The sequence below is a fragment of the Paenibacillus sp. ALJ109b genome (assembly GCF_010747435.1).
Taxonomy (GTDB): domain Bacteria; phylum Bacillota; class Bacilli; order Paenibacillales; family Paenibacillaceae; genus Paenibacillus; species Paenibacillus taichungensis.
Genome location: NZ_JAAIFP010000013.1, coordinates 202750 through 226193 on the forward strand (window position 1 = coordinate 202750; position 23444 = coordinate 226193).

General features: G+C 46.9%; 21 protein-coding genes and 1 pseudogene. 18 read left to right on the forward strand and 4 right to left on the reverse strand.

The window, feature by feature from the left end:
* The first annotated feature begins 72 nt into the window (after positions 1–72).
* From G3352_RS15480 to pstB, 10 genes are all read left to right on the forward strand, one after another.
* Positions 73–1080, forward strand: coding sequence for a zinc-dependent alcohol dehydrogenase (locus G3352_RS15480; protein ID WP_163757735.1), 1008 nt, complete (start codon positions 73–75; stop codon positions 1078–1080).
* Positions 1081–1092: 12 nt separating this feature from the next.
* Positions 1093–1920, forward strand: coding sequence for a sugar phosphate isomerase/epimerase family protein (locus G3352_RS15485; protein WP_163757737.1), 828 nt, complete (start codon positions 1093–1095; stop codon positions 1918–1920).
* Between the two features lie 36 nt (positions 1921–1956).
* Positions 1957–2841, forward strand: a complete 885-nt coding sequence (locus tag G3352_RS15490) for an AraC family transcriptional regulator (RefSeq protein WP_163757739.1) — start codon at positions 1957–1959, stop codon at positions 2839–2841.
* A 70-nt stretch (positions 2842–2911) separates the two neighbouring features.
* Positions 2912–3343: an RrF2 family transcriptional regulator gene (locus tag G3352_RS15495; RefSeq protein WP_163757741.1), complete on the forward strand. Its 432-nt coding sequence runs from the start codon at positions 2912–2914 to the stop codon at positions 3341–3343.
* A 78-nt stretch (positions 3344–3421) separates the two neighbouring features.
* Complete coding sequence (locus G3352_RS15500; RefSeq protein ID WP_163757743.1) at positions 3422–4288, forward strand: aldo/keto reductase; 867 nt, start codon at positions 3422–3424, stop codon at positions 4286–4288.
* A 280-nt stretch (positions 4289–4568) separates the two neighbouring features.
* A complete protein-coding gene (locus G3352_RS15505) occupies positions 4569–5963 on the forward strand; it encodes a stalk domain-containing protein (protein WP_240343092.1) in 1395 nt (464 codons plus the stop codon).
* A 55-nt stretch (positions 5964–6018) separates the two neighbouring features.
* Complete coding sequence (locus tag G3352_RS15510; RefSeq protein ID WP_063565318.1) at positions 6019–6882, forward strand: phosphate ABC transporter substrate-binding protein; 864 nt, start codon at positions 6019–6021, stop codon at positions 6880–6882.
* Between the two features lie 107 nt (positions 6883–6989).
* A complete protein-coding gene (gene pstC / locus G3352_RS15515; RefSeq protein WP_063565319.1) occupies positions 6990–7958 on the forward strand; it encodes a phosphate ABC transporter permease subunit PstC in 969 nt (322 codons plus the stop codon).
* Positions 7955–8863 (forward strand): phosphate ABC transporter permease PstA, encoded by a 909-nt coding sequence (gene pstA, locus G3352_RS15520; protein WP_163757745.1) that lies wholly within the window; start codon positions 7955–7957, stop codon positions 8861–8863. The genes pstC and pstA overlap by 4 nt, the downstream gene beginning before the upstream one ends.
* 53 nt (positions 8864–8916) lie before the next feature.
* Entirely contained in the window at positions 8917–9672 is a 756-nt protein-coding gene (gene pstB, locus G3352_RS15525; RefSeq protein WP_345940764.1) for a phosphate ABC transporter ATP-binding protein PstB, read from the forward strand.
* A 310-nt stretch (positions 9673–9982) separates the two neighbouring features.
* Here pstB and G3352_RS15530 read toward each other — a convergent pair whose 3' ends face one another.
* From G3352_RS15530 to gap, 3 genes are read right to left on the reverse strand one after another with little or no spacing between them, the layout of a single operon-like run.
* The gene (locus G3352_RS15530) at positions 9983–10963 is read right to left on the reverse strand and encodes an NAD-dependent epimerase/dehydratase family protein (RefSeq protein ID WP_163757876.1); all 981 of its coding nucleotides are present in this window, start codon (positions 10961–10963) and stop codon (positions 9983–9985) included.
* Between the two features lie 5 nt (positions 10964–10968).
* On the reverse strand, positions 10969–11181 hold the full coding sequence (locus G3352_RS15535; RefSeq protein WP_205524885.1) for a hypothetical protein: 213 nt from the start codon (positions 11179–11181) through the stop codon (positions 10969–10971).
* A gap of 38 nt (positions 11182–11219) precedes the next feature.
* Positions 11220–12230, reverse strand: a complete 1011-nt coding sequence (gene gap / locus G3352_RS15540) for a type I glyceraldehyde-3-phosphate dehydrogenase (RefSeq protein ID WP_163757747.1) — start codon at positions 12228–12230, stop codon at positions 11220–11222.
* A gap of 218 nt (positions 12231–12448) precedes the next feature.
* On the opposite strand from gap, the gene G3352_RS15545 reads away from it, so the two are divergent.
* The 4 genes and pseudogenes from G3352_RS15545 to G3352_RS15560 all read left to right on the forward strand — a co-directional run bounded on the left by G3352_RS15545 (position 12449) and on the right by G3352_RS15560 (position 14903).
* Positions 12449–13048 carry a TetR/AcrR family transcriptional regulator gene (locus tag G3352_RS15545; RefSeq protein ID WP_163757749.1) on the forward strand — a complete coding sequence of 200 codons (600 nt, stop codon included), beginning with the start codon at positions 12449–12451 and terminating at the stop codon, positions 13046–13048.
* 237 nt (positions 13049–13285) lie between these two features.
* A pseudogene (locus G3352_RS15550) lies at positions 13286–13444 on the forward strand (cytochrome ubiquinol oxidase subunit I); the annotation flags it as partial.
* A 647-nt stretch (positions 13445–14091) separates the two neighbouring features.
* Complete coding sequence (locus G3352_RS31205) at positions 14092–14229, forward strand: tyrosine-type recombinase/integrase (protein ID WP_345940765.1); 138 nt, start codon at positions 14092–14094, stop codon at positions 14227–14229.
* A 269-nt stretch (positions 14230–14498) separates the two neighbouring features.
* The gene (locus G3352_RS15560) at positions 14499–14903 is read left to right on the forward strand and encodes a VOC family protein (protein WP_163757751.1); all 405 of its coding nucleotides are present in this window, start codon (positions 14499–14501) and stop codon (positions 14901–14903) included.
* A 577-nt stretch (positions 14904–15480) separates the two neighbouring features.
* Here the strand turns inward: G3352_RS15560 and G3352_RS15570 are convergent.
* Positions 15481–16119, reverse strand: coding sequence for a TetR family transcriptional regulator (locus tag G3352_RS15570; protein WP_163757756.1), 639 nt, complete (start codon positions 16117–16119; stop codon positions 15481–15483).
* 182 nt (positions 16120–16301) lie between these two features.
* Here G3352_RS15570 and G3352_RS15575 point away from each other — a divergent pair, with 182 nt between their 5' ends.
* From G3352_RS15575 to G3352_RS15590, 4 genes are all read left to right on the forward strand, one after another.
* Positions 16302–17060, forward strand: a complete 759-nt coding sequence (locus G3352_RS15575; protein WP_163757757.1) for an SDR family oxidoreductase — start codon at positions 16302–16304, stop codon at positions 17058–17060.
* Positions 17061–17251: 191 nt separating this feature from the next.
* Positions 17252–18202, forward strand: a complete 951-nt coding sequence (locus tag G3352_RS15580; protein ID WP_163757759.1) for an NADP-dependent oxidoreductase — start codon at positions 17252–17254, stop codon at positions 18200–18202.
* Positions 18203–18247: 45 nt separating this feature from the next.
* Complete coding sequence (locus G3352_RS15585; RefSeq protein ID WP_163757761.1) at positions 18248–19117, forward strand: SDR family NAD(P)-dependent oxidoreductase; 870 nt, start codon at positions 18248–18250, stop codon at positions 19115–19117.
* 661 nt (positions 19118–19778) lie between these two features.
* On the forward strand, positions 19779–23312 hold the full coding sequence (locus G3352_RS15590; protein ID WP_163757763.1) for an S-layer homology domain-containing protein: 3534 nt from the start codon (positions 19779–19781) through the stop codon (positions 23310–23312).
* Positions 23313–23444 lie beyond the last annotated feature (132 nt).

Here is a 23444-nt window from a genome sequence, read left to right on the forward strand (position 1 = left end):
TTTTGCAATCAAAGACAATGTTAATGAAAAGTCTTATATTGTAGTTAAAAAGATAAGAAAGGAGTGAAGGGGATGAAGAATAGAAAAATCATGTTTGCTCGTCCGCTGCAAGTGGAAATGGTAGAAGAGGACTTTATTTTGCCAGCCCTGGGGGAGAAGGAAGTTTTGGTAAAATTGATCTATTCCCTCATCAGTCCGGGAACGGAGCTGGCCATGTTATCGGGAAAAGAAGAGTGGGCCAAGCTTCCCGTATGTCCGGGGTATGCAAGTGTAAGTGAAGTGATCGAGGTGGGACAGGGGGTACACCATGTTCAGCCCGGGGACGCTGTGTTCCATTATGGTCAACATGCTGAATATCAAGTGGTATCCACAGATCATGTGTTCATCAAGGTACCTGAGCACTTGGATTTGAAGTGGGTTCCCTTCACCCGTATGGCAACCGTGGCATTCACCTCCGTTCGTGTATCCAATATTGAACTTGGGGACGTGGTTGGCGTGACGGGGCTTGGATTGGTAGGGAATTTGGCGGCTCAATTGGCACGCCTTCAAGGTGCAACTGTAATTGGCGTGGACCTGTCAGCAGAACGAATCCGAACTGCCCAGACATGTGGGGTTGACTATACGCTCCATGGCGGAGAAGATAAAGTAAAAGAAAAGATACATGCCATAACGAGTGGAGCAGGTGTATCCACTCATATTGAGGCGACGGGTGTACCTAGTGTAGGTGTTCAAAGTCTGGAGTGGATCGGGAAGCTGGGAGAGATTATTTTCCTGGGCAGTCCACGGGGCGAATATAACACAGATGTCACCGATATATTGAACTACTGCCACTTGTATGGACGAGGCTGCATTACGTTTAAGGGGGCACATGAATGGCGCTTCCCGGTTGAGCCGAACGAATTCGTGAAGCATTCCCTGGTGAGAAATTCGAACATTGTATTTGAACTGATGTTAAAGAACAAGCTGCATATCGAACCATTGATCAGCCATGTGATGAAGCCGGATCAAGCGCAAGAAGCATACGAGGGACTGAGATTGAATAAAGACCAGTATAACGGTGTACTGTTTGACTGGTCCTAGGAGGAGATTGGGATGATTAGAGGGTTAACAAGAGCAGGCTTAGGGAACATCGAGTCCAATGAACAATATATTACGAATGCTGCAAAATACGGATTTCAGTCTGTAGATTTGAATCCGCTCTCATTGATTGAAGAGGTTGGCAAAGAACAGGCCAAACATCTGTTGGAAAGCAATCAGGTGATCATCGGTTCATCCGATCTGACCGTAGACTGGAGAACCACAGATGAACAGTTTCGTGCAGGACTTCAATCGCTGGTTCAAATGGCAGAAGCCTCCGCTTCGTTGAACTGTTACAGCTGTTGTACCTATATTTTACCTTCCACAGATCAGCCAGCAGCATCATTTATGGCGGCAGCTACCAAACGATTGAGATTGTGTGCAGATATTCTGGACGCATATGGAATTCGACTGGGCCTGGAGTTTGTGGGTTGCCATCATCTGCGCACTGAATGGAAGAATCCATTTATTTGGAGTGTGGGGGATACGCTTGACTGGATCGAAACAATTCATGCTCCCAATGTAGGTTTATTGGTGGATTCCTATCATTGGCATACGAATGGATTAAAGATCGAAGAGGTGTTGGACCTTAAGAAGGAACAGATTGTCCATGTTCATATCAATGATGCTTATGATCTGCCCATTGAAGAATTGCTGGATCATGAGCGTTTATACCCTGGAGAGGGAGTAATTGATCTGCAAGGTTTCTTGAAGAATCTAAAAGCGATTGGATATACTGGCGTCGTATCTCAAGAGGTGCTGGCACCAACGCCAACCGTCGATTCAAGTGAATTGTTTGCCAAGTCCAAAGCAGGCTTCGATAAAGTGTTTGCCAATATATAAACCGGATCAGTCAGAAGGCAGTGGGGAGGAATACATGTGTATGAGCCATGGATGAATAGCATCTCGCCATTCGTAAGAGCGGCAAGAATGACGGAATCATTTTCTTTGGCAGGGGAATGGATAGACCACGATCATGTGTATACATACATCGAACAAGGGGAAGCGGAGTTCTTCTTGAGTGGTGTGAAATACCTGGTCAAAGAAGGCGACGTTGTGCTGATGCATCCATTCATGTCTCATATCATTCGGTCCACCTCCACGCAGCCATTGATTCAGTATATTTTTCATTTTGATCTGTATTATGAGGAAGAGCGTAGTTTATTGAAGAATACGAGTGCAGCTCATAGTGAAAGACCCGATCTGGAAGATAGGGAAATGAAGCTGGCTTCCATACGCCCAATCTCTCATTTGCAGCTAGCCGATCGAATCGAATGGAAAAAGAGATTTGCGCTCATGCATAAGGAGTTTCAGGAGCAGCGGGGAGGATCTTCGTTAATTACGAAATCCATATGTTTGGAGTTGCTGCATCTGTTTTTCAAAAATCAATCCGAAGATCAGGACCAAGAGGGGAACATGACCAAGGGGTGGGCATTCATTGAAAAGTCGATTCGTTATATTCATGAATGCTACGCCGACCCTCAATTAAATAATGTTGCTATCAGTAGACATGTCGGTGTATCGACGAACCATTTATCGCATTTGTTCAAAAGCAAGCTGGGGATTACCCTTCACAAATATGTGACACATATCCGAATAGAGCAATCTCAGAAAAGAATTATTGAAGGAACACATAATTTAACCCGGATTGCCGAGGAGGTTGGCTTTTCGAGTATTCATCTGTTCAGTCGGTCTTTCAAGGCTGCTGTAGGTATCACTCCCAGTAAATATGCAGCGATGAAATCGAGGGCAGAGTGGGAATAGGCTGATAGTTGCTAACTAAAGATAAAAGATATATAGTATATTTAGAAAAGAAATAGTTAGGATGAATGAAATGTCATACTCTACGGCCTTATCACAGGGAATCTCTATTCTGCTCTATATTCACGCTCTATCTGAGGAGAACTGTTCGAATTATTTATCCACCAAGTTGATTTCGGAGCAATTAAATATTCCGGTTCCTACGACGGTAAAAGTCATTCGCAACCTGAATAACGCCAAACTGACAATGGCCAAAGAAGGGGCCAAGGGCGGCATCTTGCTTGCTCAGCCTTTATCGGAGATCACGTTGTTGGATGTATTCCTGGCGGTTGAACCCGGCAAAGATTTGTTTAAAGTTCATACCGATGTAACACTCCAGGGACAAGACGTGGATGACGTAAAAGAAAAGGTCATTCATCATCTTGAAGGCGCGGAGATTGCGATGCAGAATTATTTAAAAGACATACGGTTAACCGATCTGTTTCATGAAGAAAGAAAGGGTTAACCTCTTTTTTTTGGCTTTAACTAGATATAATATATATTTAGTATATTCCGTTTTTTTTTTGGAGAGGAGCAGTATAAAATGAATTTGCATACAAAAGTGATTGAAGCCAGAAACGGGGTTCCCATTCCTCAACTGGGTTTTGGGGTTTACAAAATAACGAAAGAAGCAGAATTTACAACAGCTACTCGAGAGGCCATTCAGGTCGGGTACCGACATTTTGATACTGCCCGAATCTATGGGAATGAGAAAGCGCTTGGAGCAGAGATCCGGCATAGTCAGATTCCGCGCGAGCAATTCTTTATCACGTCGAAAGTCTGGAATACAGATCATGGCTATGAAGCGACCAAGAAAGCTTTCCAGGAAACGATAAACAAGCTGGGTGTCGATTACCTCGACATGTATTTAATTCATTTTGCCTCGCCCAAGTATATCGAAACGTGGAAAGCCATGGAGGAATTATACGAAGAAGGCAAGATCAGGGTCATTGGGGTCGCGAACTTCGAGATTCAGCATCTGGAAGAATTAAGGAAGCACGCGAAAATCTTGCCGATGATCAATCAGATCGAGACGCACCCGGAATTCCCGCAGAACGAACTACGTGCCTATATGGACAAACATCAGATTTTGCATGAGGCGTGGGGTCCGTTGGGGCAGGGGAATAAAGTGTTATTGCAGCATCCGATATTGAAGGCAATCGCTGATGATCACCATAAGACGGTGGCTCAAGTAATTTTGCGTTGGCATCTGGAACGGGGCGTCATCCTGATTCCTAAATCGTCTAATCCAAAGCGGATCAGAGAGAATAGTGAAATCTTTGATTTTGAGCTGTCCGCTGAGGAAATGGAGAAGATCAGCCGTCTGAACTCGGGTAAGAGGTATTCTATCCATCCAACAGGTTATATTGTGAATCCGATTTTTAATGCGTTGATGAAACTTTTTATCTAGGAAAATAAGAAAAAAACGAGTCGTGGGTCATATTCCAACGACTCGTTTTTGTGTGTTATGAAAACATTGACAATTCGTTAACAATTCCAGGATTTACCGTTTACAAATCTCTCCTATAATTACAATCGTGATAGGTCATTTTTACTATGAACGTGGAAGTTTGGGGGGATGAGCCGGACAAGCTCTCATAAAGACGATACATGCAGAATACCAGACAGCAGGGCATGACATAACAAGGCAAATTAAATGGAATAGAGAAGGGTGACAAGAGCCAATGTCAATGAAAAAAGTGTTAGTGGTGTCCATGGTAGCAACAGTGTTAGGTACTTCTGTGGTTAGTGCAGTATCGGCTGCTCCTGCAGTGAAACCTGTGGCTAATGTTGCTCAGGTGCAAAATTCCACGCTTACAATAAACGGTAACAGCGTCGTCGTTCGTTCCATCGTTAAAAATGGGGAGACACTTGTATCACTTCGTGATGTGATCAAAGCCATCGGCGCACAAGCCGAAGTACATAGCGGAACGACGGTGATCAAGCTGAATGATCACAGCGTGACGCTCCAAAACAATAGTAAACAAATCGTGGTAGATGATGTCAAAGTGAATCTGAATCAACCAGTTACTATCATCGGTGGTACAAGTTACATCGCTCTTCGTCCACTGGTGTCGGGCGTTGGCGGTACGATTGTCAAGCGAAACGGACTGCTTGAGATCAGTACGGTATCCTTGATTGATGAAGTCGAGAATCCTCGTTTTGCCGGAGCAGATAAGCTGATTGTCTCCAAGAGCGATAACAATGGCAGAAACGATTATCTCGTGAATACAACAAGCGGCAAATATGAGTTGTTGTTAACGACAGACGGTGGATCGGATCTCGTTATTTCGCCAAGTGGTGATCAAGCGGCGTATACGAATGCCGAAGGAGCCGTTTATGTTATTGATCTGAAGACCAAGGCTTCCAAACTGATCACGAGTGACAACAGCATCAAGCCTGAGTTGGTATGGTCTGCTGACGGGAGTGCAATCTACTTCCTGCAAGGGGATAAAGGGTCCGTGATTGCCAAGCTGAATCTGGCAGATGGCGCGATTACGAAAGTGGTCGAAGACAAGGTAGATTATAAGGAAAACCTGAATGTTTCTGCTGACGGCAAGAAATTCATCTATACAGTAACAACACTTGGTACCGTAACTTCGGATACAACCAATGTGGATGAAGACAATGTCTCCATTGATTTCTCATCTAATCAACAGCAAATATTTTCGTATAACACAGCAGATTCAAAACCGGAGGCTGTGAAGCTCACAACATCAACCGACGACAAGGTATTTGTATGGTCTGCTGACGGACAAAAAGCCTACTACGTGAGTGTACCTTCCGAAGACGGTAAAGCATCGTTGCTGTCTGTGGATTCATCCCAAAAGTCTACGCCGGTGTACACCGAGTACGATGTAGAACAAGCTATTCTGTCAGGTGGCATCTTGTATGTACTGGCGGCCCAGGACGACAGCAACAGCGTGATCCTCTCGATCGACCCGGTAACTGGAAAACAAACCAAGCTGTACACCGTATCTTCCGATGTATCCTCCATCGCGGTTGCCGGATCACAGATCTCTGTGGTTGAGAATGGCCGAGTTCTGGTACAAGCTGGTGGGAGCTGGAGAGCCGTTACGAAGTAATGTTTTGTATCAAGTATAATCACAAGCTTTTTAATTCGAGAGGAGTTTAATTAACATGAAAAAATGGATCAAACCCTTCACAGCAATGCTTATGGCTGTATCTCTGATTGGTGGACTCGGTGGCGCAACGACAGCATCAGCTGCCAAGAGCACAGAGAAAGGTAAAATTGTCATTAATGGTTCTTCCGCATTACTTCCGCTGACACTTCAAGCTGCTAGCGAATTCAAAAAAGATAATCCAAAAGTTAAAATCTCGGCTTCCGCAGCAGGTTCCATCACAGGTCCTCAATCCGTTCGTAAAGGGATCGCGGACATTGGCGCTGTAGACTGGGATGCATCCAAAGATGTACCTGGCTTCAAGAAATTTGATGGCTTGGTAGCCAATCCGGTAGCTGTAACAGTGTTCACGGCTGTCGTTAATACCAATGTGGGCGTAAGCAATCTAACAACAAAACAACTGCAGGACATCTTCTCCGGCAAAGTGACTAACTGGAAGGAAGTCGGCGGATCGGATGCGAACATCGTTGTGGTTAACCGTAAGTTTGGTTCCGGTACACGGGTTAACTTCCAACAAAAAGCTCTGGATGGCAAGGACTTCATGAGCAAAGGGGACAACTACAAAGAGGTTGGCTCCAGCGGTGATATGAAAACAACGATTGAAACGACACCAAATGCAATCGGTTATATTGACCTTCCTTACGTGACTAGCAAAATGAAGGCTGTATCAATCAATGGCGTAGCACCAACAGAGAAAAACGTCCTGAACAAAACATACAAAGTATGGGGCATTGGATATTACATGACCAAAGGTCAACCTACGGGAGCAACCAAAGCGTTCATCGAGTATATCCAAAGCAGCAAGTTCCAGAACGGTTCCCTGAAAAAACTGAAATTCATTCCGCTTGCTGCCGTTAAATAACGAAAGCTGCGAACGTCCATCATTCTCGCATTTCATAAGGAAAGGGATAGCCAGCTTCTGCGCACGGTCGCCAAGCTGGCTTCTCTATGTGAAAGGAAGAGCCCTTCATGATCGATTTAAATCCATCCACGAACAGCCCTGCTCCGAGTGAGCTTGGTTCAAGCATCGGCAAGGCTCCCGGATCGGGAACCCGGTTTGACCGTAAGGCGCGTTTAAGATGGTCCAATAAACTGTTTCGCATGGTTTGTATTGGCAGTACACTGTTCGTTTGTCTGGTTCTGTTATGCATTCTGGTCCTTATGCTTCGTACGGGCGTTCTGACCTTTGCGGATGTTTCGCTCAGCGAATTCTTTTTCTCTACCAACTGGGACCCGGAAAATGAGCATTACGGTGCGCTGACATTTATTCTGGGAACGCTGGCACTCACGGGGCTCACGATGCTGTTTGCCATTCCGATCTCCGTCATCATTGCCGTGTTTCTGGCCGAAATGACGCCAAAATGGCTTCGCCATATTCTGCGACCCGTATTGGATCTGTTGGTGGGTATTCCTTCTGTGGTGTACGGTTTCTTGGGACTGACGATTCTCATCCCTTGGCTTAGGGATATCAGTGGACATGATCTGGCGGACGGTTTGCTCGCAGCGTCCATCGTTCTGACGATTATGGTGCTGCCTACCATCAGCCGGATCAGTGATGATGCCATATCTGCTGTACCGAACAAATACCGGGATGCAGCTTACGCGCTTGGTACGAACCGATTCCAAACCATAACTCGTGTGGTCTTGCCTGCTGCAAGAGGTGGAATCATGTACGCCGTCATTCTCGGGATGACTCGTGCCATTGGAGAGACGATGGCGGTGGTGATGGTCATTGGCAATACGGCACAACTCGCTAACAGTCTGTTCACACCAACAGCGGTGCTGACAAGTAACATCGTCATGCAAATCTCAAGCGTCGAATTTGACTCCACCTGGAATCACGGGCTGTACATGATGGGCTTTATCCTGCTTGCCATTTCCATCTTGATGATTGTAGCCGTAAGAATGCTTCAGAAGAAAGGCGGACGCTACTCATGAATACGAAGAAGCAGGTGAACGCTGTCCCCGCCTATTCGTTCGGCAAACGTAGAGGTGCATCCACGCTGATGGACCGGATTTTTACAGGCATGGTATGGGGTGTAGGGATTGTCGTCATTTTATTCATTGTTGGACTGTTATTTCTTCTTCTGGAAAAAGGGTTGCCTTTGCTGAGCTGGGACTTTCTATATGGTGTTCCAAGCGAGATTGAAGAAGGAGGAGGGATTGGGCCGGCGCTGTTCAACTCGTTCTATGTGCTGATTCTATCCCTCCTGATCTCTATTCCCATCGGCATGGCGGCCGGGATTTACCTGGCGGAATTTGCCCCAAACAACAAACTTATGGAGATCGTGCGGATTTGTGTGGAGGGACTATCTTCTGTTCCATCCATCATCTTTGGATTGTTTGGTATTGCCCTGTTTGTGGAGTTCTTCGAAATTGGTCTTACCATTCTGGGCGCCGCCGTCAGCCTTGCCTTTCTGAATCTGCCTGTGCTCACCAGGGTAACCGAGGAATCGGTCCGGGCAGTTCCAGTTGAACTTCGTAATGCGTCCTTTGCACTTGGCTCTACCCATTTGCAAACGATCCGTAATGTATTACTGCCGGTGGCTATAAACGGAATCATGACAGGTATTTGCCTCACGGCAGGTCGAGCATTCGGTGAGAGTGCCGTCATTATTCTGACCGCAGGGGTATCTACATCCGGGGAAATGTGGGACTTCAATTTGCTATCGCCAGGAGGAACCCTTGCTGTACATCTGTGGTACATTCAATCCGAAGCCATTGTGCCGGATGCCGAGGAGATTGCGCAAAAGACAACGGCTGTACTGATCTTTGTGGCTTTGCTCATTAATATTCTGTTCCGTGTGCCGCTGTGGCTGAATGCACGCAAAAATCAAGCCTGATATGTCAGGCTGATCCAGTAACAAGATCAATTTCAACACCGGGAGGAACTATTGTGCAGTCAATCATTGAGACCAACAAATTGAATTTATATTACGGTCAGTTTCAGGCGCTTAAGGATGTCTCCATTGAAATTCCGGAACGAGCCATTACCGCTTTTATCGGACCGTCCGGCTGTGGCAAATCGACGTTGCTGCGAACCCTCAACCGTATGAATGACCGGATACCCGGAACACGTATTGAAGGTAAAGTGGCAGTAGGCGGGACAGACATCTACAGCGGCGAGGTGCATGTGGAAACCATTCGCAAGAAGATCGGTATGGTTTTTCAGCAGCCGAATCCCTTTCCGAAATCCATCTACGATAATGTGGCCTTCGGCCCACGACAACACGGCATTCATGGCAAAAAGAAGCTGGATGAAATCGTGGAAGAGAGCCTGCGTTCTGCTGTCCTGTGGGATGAAGTAAAGGATAACCTGAAGCGTTCCGCGTTAAGTCTATCCGGAGGACAACAGCAGCGCCTCTGCATCGCACGTGCACTGGCAGTGGAGCCGGACATTCTTCTGATGGATGAGGCTACGGCGTCGCTTGATCCCGTGTCGACCTTCAAGATTGAGGAGTTGGCTCATGAGTTGAAGGAACGTTATACCATCGTGATGGTCACACACAATATGCAACAAGCAGCTCGGGTCTCCCAGCAGACAGTGTTCTTCCTGAATGGGGAGGTCGTGGAATACTCCGCTACCCAAGACATGTTCGCCGAGCCCGTCGATTCGCGTACACAGGACTATATTAGTGGTCGGTTTGGTTGAATGTGGATTGGCAAGAGGTCGAAGTCTTTCAGATATGATCTGAAAGGCTTTTTTGTTTTTGATTATTTCAACAGACCACGATACAGATTGATTCAATTATCTCATACTTAATGAAGTAATCACTAAACTAACAGAGCACTTTAGTTCAACAAATTAAGGAGCAGTATCGCCGGTGGCGACTGCTCCATTTTTTTATTACGCTAATAGGCTTTTGATGATTTTGTAGTGCTCATGCCCACCAAATTGGCCAAAAGAGCCAGTCCAGAGAACAACTTACCATCGCGATTGCCGTCGTTTACCCTCCAAAGCATTATCGTCGAGCAGATGGTTCCTCATAGCTTTGCAAGCCGGCCTCGCGCAAAGTTCTTCCGACATAGCCCAACTCCCGACGTGCAGCGGCATCGTTGACGGTGAACTCACGCCCAATCATGCGTATCATCGAGCGTGAGATCGGCGGATCGCTGTCTTTCCGCGTGACGCCCCAGATCGTGTCGAACAGCCGGCCAATGGCAGAGGCGAGCCAGTAGGGTATCGAACGCAGTTTATCGATGGACAGGTCCTGCAAGTTCGCAAGCGAGGCGACGAACTCACGGAAAGTCTGCCCATCCAGGTCTTTGATGAAGAAGGCATGTCCGCCTTCTCCGCGTTCAAGAGCGCATTGTATGGCTTCAACTACATTGTCCACATGGCAGGTTGAAAAAGGGTAATCTCCACGGTCGATGAACGCGAACTGTCCAGATTTGACTGCTTCGGGAAGCGCTCGGCTAAACGGATCACCCGGCCCCCAGATAGCCGGTGGGCGAAGCGCGATCGTGCGAAAGCCGGGTTTGTTGGCTGCCAGAACTAATGAATCGGCCCGTGCCTTGCTCGCCAGGTAGGCGGAGAAGTGGTTCGGGAAAGTCGGCGCGCTTTCATCGGCGTTGCGGATGAGCGTACCGCCGTTATCCATGTGGATCCCCGCCGCGCTGATGTAGACGAATGTTTTCGCACGGGCGGACTCGGCTGCCTTCAGCAAGGCTGCGGTGCCATCGACGTTGGTTCGGAAGAAGGGCTCCCGTGGCCCTGAAAAGCGGAAAAGGGCGGCCGCATGCACAACTGCATCGATCGTCGGTAACACGATTGGCGTGCTGCTTTCGAGATCGGCATCAACCGGCGTCGCACCCTTGGCCCTGAGTTTGGCGTGAGATGATACAGAGCGTGTGAGGGCGAAAATCTGGTGACCATCCTCCACGAGCTTCGGGATCAGGCGGCCGCCGAGCAAACCAGTGCCTCCCGTGACGAGAATTTTCAATGTGATCATCCTTTCGGTTCGGAATTCAGGATAGTCCGCATGGCGCCGCCGCGGTTTTGCTCAAGAACTGCAGAAGTGGGTGGTTCCACCTTGCGTAGCCGATCTGTGACGTGAAAGCAGGGATGCAGCATTCGCAGACGCCCACTAGCGTCAACAGACTCGCCTCCCGTCAAAACCAGACTAATGCCGAACAATCGATCATCGTAAGTGGAGTTCATCCTTCATGGGATTTTCCTTCTCTCCATCCTTTGATTATTTATCTAGCGATCTTAGCGAAGTGCTCCAGCGTACGAACCAATTGGGCTGTATAAGACATTTCGTTATCGTACCAAGCTGCGGTTTTCACCAATTGCTGGTCACCGACTGTCAGAACTTTCGTCTGCGTGGCGTCGAAGAGCGAACCGAATGTGATGCCTTTGATATCGGAAGATACAATTTCGTCTTCCGTGTAGCCGAAAGTTTCTGGATCGGAAGCTTCTTTCATAGCAGCGTTAACTTGTTCAACCGTTACCTTGGTATTCAAAACGGCAACGAGTTCTGTCACGGAACCTGTTGGAACAGGTACACGTTGAGATGCCCCATCCAGTTTGCCCTTCAGTTCCGGAAGAACCAGACCAATGGCTTTTGCGGCACCGGTGGAGTAGGGAACGATGTTCTCCGCTGAGGCGCGCGCAGCTCGGAAATCGCCTTTTGGATCCGGAGCGTCAAGCGTGTTTTGGTTACCCGTGTAAGCGTGAACGGTCGTCATCAGCCCGGATTGGATACCAAACTTGTCGTGCAGAGCTTTAGCCATAGGGGCCAGGCAGTTGGTTGTGCAGGAAGCGCCGGAAATGACGGTTTCCGTTCCGTCCAGTGTGTCATGGTTCACGTTGTATACGATCGTTTTCATGTCGCCTGTAGCAGGGGCGGAAATGACGACTTTCTTCGCTCCGCCTTTCAGGTGAAGCTCGGCCTTTTCTTTTGTAGTGAAGAAGCCTGTACATTCGAGAACAATATCAACGCCAAGCTCTCCCCAAGGAAGCTCTTCAGGATTCCGCTTAGCCAAAACCTTAACCTCTTTGCCGTTTACTTTGAAGGTTCCGTCATGGACTTCAATGTCACCGTGAAAAGTGCCTTGCGTCGTATCATATTTGAGCAGATGAGCTAACATTTTAGCGTTCGTAAGGTCGTTAATCGCTACAACCTCGACGCCTTCCACATCTTGAATTCGGCGAAAAGCGAGTCTTCCGATTCGTCCAAAACCGTTTATACCTACTTTTACAGTCATTGAGAAATCCCCCTATAAGTTTTATTTATTACAATAAGCGAATGCCAGTGATGACATAAAGATGGGTAGCGCTATTTCATTCTAGAATGGCCTGTTGTATAATGTTAAAAGAGACCGATCGGTATCTTTATATTAGCATGATATTATTGAATTGCAAGGTGAATTGAGTAATTCATTTAAAACAAATGAAATAAAAAAAGGTTCATAAGGAGGAACTTATGAAAAAAGGGGACAAAACACGGGAACATATCATTATGAAATCGGCTGAAATTTTTAACCAGAGAGGATATGCCGGTACATCGCTAAACGATATTATTGCCGACACAGGAATTAAGAAGGGGGGCATCTATCGACATTTTGCCAGTAAAGACGAGATAGCGCTTGAAGCCTACAATTATGCTGCCAGTATGGTCGCCAGAAAATTTTCTGAAGCGGTCGATCAAGAGCAGTCTGCGTCAGGAAAGTTGGTTGCTTTTTTTCGTGTCTATGAGAATGTCGTCGACGATCCACCATTTATTGGCGGATGTCCCATGCAGAATACAGCTGTAGAAAGTGATGATACTCATTTGGAGCTTTGTGGGCAGGCAAGGCAAGGGCTGCATAACTTCTTGGATATGATGAAAAGTATTATTCGTGACGGCATTCAAGCTGGGGAGTTTAGGGAGGATCTGGATGTGGATGCGTTAGCATCATTTGCATTTTCCTTGTTGGAGGGAGGGATATTACTCAGCAAGTTGGAGGGGGATAACAAGCACATGTTAATGAATAAAAAAATCTTCTCGTCCTATTTGCAGCAATGCTGCTTAAAGACCTGTTAATCTGGTGTACTGGCACATCGAAATGGAGCTGGGCATCATCGATGACAACTCAAGTTCAGAATTTTGACTTTATGATGGATCTTTACTTGAACGTTTAGAGGAGAAGGCATGATCACGATTGCAAGGCTAAACATCGAATATATATAAATTGTAAATATCGGGTTTTGTAATATTTCAACTGCATTTCTCACAAATTTGGGGAAATGCCAACTTACTATGTGAAAAAATTCTCTTTTTATTCACGGATTTATGAATCAACCAGGGGGATTTACGTTTGAAGGAGGACAATTCACAGCCGTTGACCCCGTTCAAGCAATGCTGAATACGGCAACATTCTCCAAGGTGTTTCATGTATTAAGTTCGGCCTATTTAACAGGAGCTGCTCTGCTGGCAGGGTTTTGGTAGGGAACTTTATAAGGGGACTTAAGCTACAAGCAGTTTCGCTGTTGTAATAATTACTGTACAAAAAAAGACGCTACAAAAGTCGGTTGATAAATATGTCAAAAATTGAGTATGTATAATACGTCAGAACGGATGCCAGACAGCGCTTGAAGTAGTTTTAGATGAGCATCAAAATAGAAAACGATGTGATCAGTTGTCGAGGGACAAGAACATATTCCCATTAAAGTCGCTATTTTAGCGGCTTTTTTATTAGGGGAATCATCCAACATACACATGGAATTTATCCAAGAGATCTAAGAAATATATTACTAGGCGATAGGCTTATTGTAAGTGGTGTAATATTCCTATCATACATAGTTAGGATAGAACTGTAACCGATACGGAAATAGATTAGGGAAATAAGAATGAAAAAGAAAATAGCTGCAGTTGTAATGGAGTTTGTTGTTTGCAGGGGCAGTAAGTGCTGCTAATGTATGGGAACTTACAAGGGGAATCAAGTAATACGTATCACTTCAAATGGATTTCACCACGGAGTGTAAAGCCTTAATTGTAACAGATACCCATCCAGTGAAGCGAATGGCCATTCCAACGCTCAGATGGGCATTGTAGCGTTTAGCTCTCTCGCGGAGCAGTAGGCAAATGTGTATCCTCATCGTTTTCGTCATACTTATGCCTGTCAGTTGCTTGATAATGGAGCACCTTTAGAAATTATCCAAGGCATGCTAGGGCATGAAAAAGTATCAACCACACAAATTTATGCTCAACTGCGCGGGGAGTGACGGAGAGAACTTTATCGCCGATTTTTTTAACTGGTTAGCGGTGGATTCTCCTTTAGAGATCGGCCGTTATTCAACTAATAGGCAGAATATATAAACGGGTAACAACTTTAGGAAAGAGAATACCCGAAAATGTTAAAATGCTACTGACATACCGTTGTCAGTAGCGTTAGTTTATTATCGATTAGGTTAACATGATGGGGTGGAGAGCTTGTTCTTGCCCCAAAAATGATATGATACTGTATCATTTATTATAGGAAGGATGGTATTTTATGAATTTTGCTTCTGTACGTATCATTACCGACGATGTGGATCGTCTTGTTGAGTTCTATGAGAGAGTCATGGGTGTTTCGGCGGAACGTCCCGCGGCAGCCTTTGCCGAACTCGTTGTGCCATCGTGCACCCTGGCGATCGGTCACTCTCATACTGTGCCGCTGTTCGGCATTGGTTCTGCAGTGGCGGCTGACAATCGCACTGTCATACTCGAGTTCCTCGTCCATGATGTCGATGCCGAATACGAGCGCTTGAAGCCGTTTGTCGACGAGTGGGTAAAGGAACCGACCACGATGCCGTGGGGGAATCGTGCTGTGTTGTTCCGTGATCCCGACGGCAACCTCATTAACCTCTTCAAGCCGGTGACCGAGGATGCGATCAAAAGGTTCAGCGGTAGGGGGTGACTCATGGGGAAACAGCTTTGCCTCTCCTAATATCCTCACTCAGTGTGAAATTGAGACTGACCCTTGTAGAGCGGTATCTAGAAAGGTTATCTGTTTAGAAGGGAGAAGGCTCCATTGATTCACTAAACTAACGGGAAATTCTTCTTATTTAATTGGATACAATAAATCCATCGAAGTTTTCCGGCCCCACACGCACAGTTCCGTGCTAAAAAAAGACTTAGACGGTGAGTTACCAAAATCACCCGAGGAAGCCATTGCAATACAGAACAGTAGATCACCAGAAGGTCGTGATATTCCGCTGTTTGATGTTTATGGTGAAACCGTAATTGGTGTGTTTCATGTTGGAGGACAAGAACAACGTCTATTCAAAGTGCTATAATAGCGGCTTTTTTGTTTTAAGGAACCAAGATCTTGTCCCAAGCTAAGGACATGAACTTGGTTCCTTTGCCGAAAAGGACAAGAACATTGTGTCATTTCGGATTAGATTATTCACGTTCAGCGTAACACTCAACTCTTATGGGAAGATGTCTACTTGTTTAGCAATAAAGTCCAACGGAATCGGATATGGACGCTTCACTTATGAAATGGCCTGCAATATATTAACGATCTTCCTTTCAATATCGGAGTCGTCTATCATCTTCAGATATTCAGGTTTTAGCAATTGATACTGCTTCATGTAGTAGAAATCCATAATCGCTTGTTTCAAGGTGATATCATACTGAATCGAAAATGACGGCTCGATAAAGCGTCGCAGCACAGCGTCATCTTGAACCATAAACATCACGGCATTCAATCTGTTGAAAATCTGTTGCTCCATACCGGATTCAAAAAAAGTTTGTAAGCTTTTATTCCGATTCCGTAGGGCAACGGTCAGATTCTCAAAATGGTGCGGATAAAATTCCTTCAGGTCCTGCAAGAACAAATCAGAGATAAACGCGGCACACATCAAAGATTGTAAAAATGTTAATTGAAAACGATCCAAAAAAGAGACGGAATCGTCTTTGACAACGGTGTCAGCCTTCTTCGAATAATCAATGTAATAATCCACGACTTGTTCGATGATGTCGTCTTTGGAGGAAAAATGCTTATAGAGTGTCACTTTGCTGATATCCATATATTTTGCGAGATCGTCGACTTTCAGTTGGCTGAATTTTGTTTTTCTTATAACGGGTTTTATTTTTTCTACATATGTATCTACACTCACGGCTTTTCTCACGTATAAGTGCCTCCCTTTAATGCCTCTCGAACTTATTATAACAAATTTGCTGCCTTTTATGTATTAAATTTATTAAATGAACTAAATTAATAAAATTAGTTTACTTAATAAATTTATTGCTATATAATCGATCCTGTACCTAATCATCCGATTACGGATTATACAAAGGGAGGACGATTCAAATGGAACCATTCAGTAAAGGCAAATTCTCTGACAAAAAGGTCGTGATCACGGGAGGTAGCAGCGGAATCGGCCTCGCGACGGCGAAGTTGCTAGTGGATGAAGGCGCACACGTTCTGATTACTGGACGTACTCACACGACGCTGGATGCGGCTCGTGAACAACTCGGCAACAACGCTGTCGCATTGCTGAGCGACGCCGCGTCGTTGACGGATATCGAGGAGTTGGTCGACCGGGTCAAGACCGAGTTCGGCATGATCGACGCACTGTTCGTTAACGCCGGTATCACGCGCTATGTCCCCTTCGAGTCAATGTCCGAAGAAGTGTACGACGAGCTACTTACAATCAACGCCAAAGGTCCGTACTTCACCGTGCAGAAACTCGCCCCATTGCTAAACGCAGGAAGTGGCGTGGTGCTCACCACCTCTATCACGAACGTATTGGGTATCCCGATGATCAGTGCGTACGCAGCCAGTAAAGCAGCGCTGCGCTCCATGACTCGCAGTCTGGCCCGCGAGCTGTTACCGCGGAAGATTCGCGTCAACGCGGTCAGCCCCGGCCCCATTGACACCGACATCTTGGAGAGGTCGATGCCGAAGGAAGCTGCAGAACAGACCGGGGCGCAGATAAGACAGCAGATCCCGATGCTGCGTTTCGGCGATCCAGTCGAGGTCGCCAAAGCCGTAGCATTCCTGGCATTTGAGGCCACCTATACCACCGGGGCTGAGTTCCCTGTCGACGGAGGCGGTTCCCAGATCTGAGCACCCTCAGTTCGCACACATTACTTTTAAAGCGCGGGTAGGAGGGTCATGAATTTTCATGTACCTTTCCCCTCAAGACACCCTGCCTTCTAGTGAACTTTATAGTTTAGGATTTCGTTGTTTTTTCATGGAAGACCGTTTGAATGCACAAGAACACGATTCTATCAGAGCAAAATGGAGGGAACATCACAATGGAGAATACCATGCGGACAATCCGGTTCCACAACTACGGCGAACCAACCGATGTCTTGCGTTTGGAGGAGGTGGCAATCCCAGAACCCGGCCCGGGACGCATTCGCGTGAGCGTACGCGCTTGTGGGTTAAATCCGGTTGACTGGGGGATGTGTCGAGGACACTTTGCCGGTCAACTGCCCTTGCCTCGCGGGATTGGGCTGGACGTGTCAGGGATTGTAGACGCAGTTGGAGAGGGTGTAACCGATGTCGCCATCGGCGATGCCGTTCTGGGTGCCGCCGATTTCATGGGTGGATCGAGCGCCGGTGCGTCCGACCGAGCGATCATGTACTACTGGTTCCGCATACCGGACGGACTCGACTTCGTACAGGCTGCAGCACTGCCATTGGCGGTCGAAACCGCCTACCGAGGCATTGATACTCTCGGGTTAAGGTCGGGCCAGACCATACTCGTGCACGGAGCTGGAACAACGGTAGGCTTCGCCGCCGTCCAGATTGCCCTTATGCACGGTGCTCATGTGGTCGCAACCGCTGGTGCAACCTACGCCGACAAACTCCGCGCAATGGGGGCGTTGGTGACCTCGTACGGTGATGGAATGGTCGAACGAGTGACCGAACTGGCGGAGCAGCCAGTTGACTTTGTTCTGGATACCGCACCCATCAGCGGCGCAATGATGGATCTGATCCATATCGTCAATGGGCATCCCCAGCGCGTCCTAACCGTCAGCGATTTCGCCGCGGCCGTTGAATTTGGCGCTCGCGCCAGCTACGGAGAAGAACATACCTTGCGTTATGATGTTGTCGGCGACTTTGCCCAGTACGCAGCAGACGGTAAGTTCACGATTCCGGTCGCCAAAACTTTCGCACTCGACGCATGGCGTTCAGCTGTCGAAATCAGCCAGAGCGGGGGTGCCCACGGCAAACTCATCCTCCTGCCCGACTCCGACTGATGAGCACATATAACCGATGAAATTCTGAATGAAGGAGGACATGCATTGAGTGAGAACCAACGAGAACATATTGCACTGATTACTGGAGCAAGTAACGGGATCGGGTTGTCATTGACCCGGAAAATGCTGTCGGAGAACTGGCAGGTGGTTGCTTTGAACCGGTCGGATTTTCCAGCGGACGATAGATTCCTCCAAAATCATCTCAAGGACGGACGGCTCCGAGCCTATAAAGTGAAGGATCTCACCGATTACAGCAGCTTGAGACACTCTTTGGAAGAAATCAAAAGCAAGGAACAGTGGATCGATATTTTGTTTAACAACGCCGGAGGAGGCTTAAGTGAGCTGCGCTATTCGAAACAAGGCCGCGAATTGCATTATGAATTGTTGACGGTCGTTCCTTATATTATTCTGATGGAATTGAAGGAGCTGTTGAAGAACGGCAGCTTTAAAACGGTGATTAACACTTCATCGCAGGTGTTTAGATTTACGAAGGAGTTTACGATCGAAAAATTGGAGCATCCCAAAACCTTCCGCAAAATGTATGGACCATATGCGACTTCAAAGCTGGCTCTCTCGTTGTGGACCCAAACCGTCGCACCGCAGCTTGCCAAGGAAGGCATCAAGATCCGCAGCGTTGACCCGGGCATTAACAACACGCTAAGAAAAGGAAAAGATTCCGGACTGACCGCAGGGTTTGAACTGTTTATGAAGTTTTTTTCCTCTCCGCCTACTCATGGAGCCAACCTATTATATGAGGGAGCTCTGGGCAAAAACAGCAATGAGACTGGCGTGTTTCTGTTCAAAGATCGGATTGCGGACTTGAAATTTCCAGAACATGCGCAGCGTGTGCTGGAAAAAATATCTGATATTTATAGCCATGAATTTCTTGGCGGGCGTTTTCAAGTTAATGGTTGAGTTCCAGAAGATCGTTGCTTACAAGGCTATCTTCTGAAGTTTGTTCTCACATTAGGCTGGAATCGATCGAGATATGCGTTCACGTTTTGAGTGTAATGCAGGGGCAGTCATTTTATGAGCTCAATCAGTTTTTACTGGTTGAGCTTTTTAGCTTCTTCGAGGTACTTATGCGGTCGCGTCGAAAACGGCGATATTTTGTTGTGTCTTCCAAGTGGTCCATATTAAACTTACAGGTTATGTATAATATGGGATTTACATGACGTTAGCGGTGGGGAATAATAAGAAATGAATATCGTGGATTTAACGTTTTTTTGTTGTAGGAAAGGGCAGTACTCTGACAATGGAACAATGTTCTTGTCTTTTAAGGAACAATGTATTCCTAATAGACCACTAGCAGTGGTGGAAATTCCCTGAATGGTGAACAAAATCTGAACTTTTCTTCACCTTCTTGCAACTTCTTTCTAGCACATTTCAAGACCTTAATATGGAGTAAGACTGAGCATGATCTTCAAATACAACGTAAAAGAAATCGTTAACGAAATGTAAAGCAATGCAGATGTATGTCAAATTTTTAATAGGCGCTTTCATTGCGTTGACCCTGCCCTCAAAGTTTCTTATATTTACTCCCGACACAACAACTCAGAACGGTGGTGGGATGATTTTGTTCAACGATAAAGGAAAGAAAATGCTTGCTATGCTTACGCTTATACCACTGGCTACGGGCCTTGTAATGGGAGCTTTCCCTGCTCCAGTAACTTATGCGGATGCGGGAGATAACACACCAACCAACAGCTCGGCAGCAGGGTCATGGCAAACGGGAGACTTGCACGTACATACCTTTGAGTCCGATGATGCACAGAATTCGCTAGAAAATGTACTCGACGCGGGACTGACGAAGTATGGTCTGGACTGGATCGCGCTTACGGATCATTTGCGGTTATCCAAGCGGGATCAGAATGGAGTAGACATTCCAGGTGGACCGATTCCGATGTCCAAAGGGATGAACGAGTACCAGGTGCCACAGATCAAAGCACTTCAGGAAGCAGGCAAATACGCAGGCAAAACGATCTTCTCCGGTTTCGAATGGGACATGCCGACACATGAACACGTTGGTGTAGGTATTCTCACAGATGAGCCGAATTCGACCGAAGCGCTGGAAGCTGCGAACGAATTTGAGTATCGTTTTACCAATCGGGATGCGAATCTGTTTGATGCGGCTGATGTAGCGAATTGGGATCAGACGGGGAGACGTGCCTATACGACTCATCAGGATGCACTGGCTGCCATCAATTGGCTGGCAACCAAGTATCCAACGACGAGTTATGCGATGATCAATCACCCTTCACGGGGCAAAAACAAATATACCATCGCGGACTTCCGTGAGTTCAACGATCTGGCTCCACAAGTCGTTTTTGGTATCGAAGGTATGCTGGGCAACCAGATGGAACCGGATCGCGGTGGGTACAACACAACATACAATGTAGCTAATCCGACAGCAGATGATGGATACAAATACCGTACATACGGCGGTGTGGACTATATGGTCGCCAAGGTGGGCGGTTTGTGGGATGCATTGTTGGGAGAAGGGCGTCACTTCTGGAACTATGGCAATTCGGATTACCATTTCAAGACAATTGACACGAATTCCAGCGGTTATTTTCCGGGCGAATATGCCAAAACCTATTCGTGGGTTGATGGTACAGGTATGCAAGCCGTGCTGGAAGGACTGCGTTCGGGGAAATCATTTTCCGTATTCGGTGATCTGATCAACGCACTGGACTTCACGGCTTCCGGCGCGGGTACTCAGGCTGAAATGGGCGGAGACCTGGGTGTGACCCAAGGTGACGAAGTGGAACTGAAAATCCGTTTCAAGAGTCCAACCACGAGCAACAACTATGAAAAACCTATCAACAGCGGTACGTCCGCTGGACAAGTACCGGTGGTAGATCACGTAGATCTCATCGCGGGAGATGTGACGGGCAAGGCTGAGAAGGGCACACCCGCATATTCCAAAGACACGAACGACTCCACCAAAGTACTGGCTACCTTCACGTCCAACGATTGGACAACAGATTCGGATGGTTACAATGTCATCACGTACAAGATCAAAGCCACAGACCAGGATAAATATTATCGCCTGCGTGGTACAAATCTGGGCATGAATGTTACTGGTGAGACTGTAGATGGTGAACCGCAACTTGATCCGAAGATCACAACAGCGGATGCAGAGACTCGTTTCAACGAGATTAATGATCAGAACTATCGTGACCTGTGGTTCTACTCCAATCCGATCTTTGTGAGTTCTACACCTTATAGTGATGTACAGGCGGTAACGGATACGCTTCAAGCGATTGATCTGGGCGATCTGAACGCGGTCACTTCCGACCTTACCCTTCCTGTTGAAGGAAAACATGGAGCCACGATTAGCTGGTCCAGCTCCAACCCGGAATTGATGGATGCACAGGGAAAACTTCTTACACAGCCTGAGAATAATGAGCGACTGGAATTGACAGCAACGGTACAACGTGGCAGCGAAACGGATACCAGAACGTTCACTGTCATTGTGGAAGGAACAAATAATCAGGTATTGGTGTTAAAAGACAATATGACCACTGCTGACGGCCAGCCGTATCATACGGATGCATGGACAAACCAGTCCGTAACGGTTAGTGTAACCAGCGCAGTATACGCGCCAGCCACTTCGGCGACTATTGAGTTATCCCGTGATGGAGGACAGACGTACGAACCATATACGGAGAATACACCTCTGGAGGTAACGGAGCCGGGAGAGCACAACCTTTTATTCCAAGCAACAGACGATCTGAACGAAACGTATACCTTACCTCTGGTCATTAAAATAGACCGCGAAATTCCTGTCATCACCCTGCAAGGCAGCAGCCAGATGACATTAACTGTGGGAGATACGTATAACGATCCTGGAGCACAGGCTACCGATAATGTGGGCATCCGTGGTTCCGTGCAGATTGACGGCACAGTGAACACACAAGTGGCGGGGATCTACACCCTTCGTTATAACGTGAAAGATATTGCCGGCAATGCTGCACAGGAAGTCACACGTACGGTTATCGTACAAGCCCGTTCGGGTAATGGAGGCGGGGGTTCAGGTAGTGATGGAGGCAACGCTGGAGGGAATTCCGGTGGAAGTACACCTAGCGTACCTACAACACCTACCGTACCAACCACGCCAATCAACCCGGATCCGGGATCAGATTCAACTACTGAAGTGAAGGTAGAGGTCGAAGCGAATCAGCCAGTACAAACGGGTCTGAAAGACATCGTGCAATTCAACGCTCCGGCTGGAGCTATTGGGGAAAAAGATACGTTGCAGCTGTCCGTTGTATCCCAGGACCAATTGCAGAATGCAGCTTCGCTGACTGTACTGGGCCAAGCAGTACAGATTACTCGCAGTGGAGGGCGGACATTGAACGATCAGGCAGCATTGAGTCTGCAATATGATGCTTCCAAGCTGCCTCAAGGAACACAGCCAGCGATCTACTATTATAATGAAGCACGTCAGAGCTGGGTATTCATCGGTGGAAAGATGAATGCAGCAGGAACAATATCGGCTAATGTGAATCATCTGGGTACCTTTGTTGTGTCCAGTTACACAGCTGCTAATCTGTCCGATCTGAACGGACACTGGGCATCCGACTATGCAGACCGCTTGATAGGCATGGACGTTATCCAGGGCTACACAGATGGTACATTCCAACCATCCAAGAAGATTACACGGGCAGAGTTTGTTACATTGATCAGTAAGGCACTGGCCTTGAAGTCCGTGCAGTCGGATACGACGTTTGCAGATCAAGGCAGTCTGCCAGACTGGGCGAAGAGCGATATTGCCGCAGCCGTGCAAGCCGGAATCGTGAAGGGCTATGGAGACAATTCGTTCAAGCCTAATAGGACGATTACTCGTGCGGAGATGGCTGTGATGATGGCGAATGCATTGAAGTTAAGTGCAGATGCACAGTCGGGAACGAGCAATGATACTGTAAAACCAAGCTTCACTGACGAGTCGCAAACTCCGGCTTGGGCACAAGATGCACTCAATACAGCCGTTCAGGCCAAAATTGTGAACGGATATACGGACCATACGGTTCGTGCAGGAAGTGAAACGACCCGAGCGGAAGCTGCGACGATGATCTATAACTTGTTGCTGGCAATGTACGTATAAAAAGTAAAGAAGAGAATTAATCGCATATAAAGCAGCAGATATAAAGTAGATAAAAAAACTGATATCCTTTTGGGTATCAGTTTTTTTGGTTAAAACATTCTCATCTTCGGGTGCTATTACAAGTTACTGTGA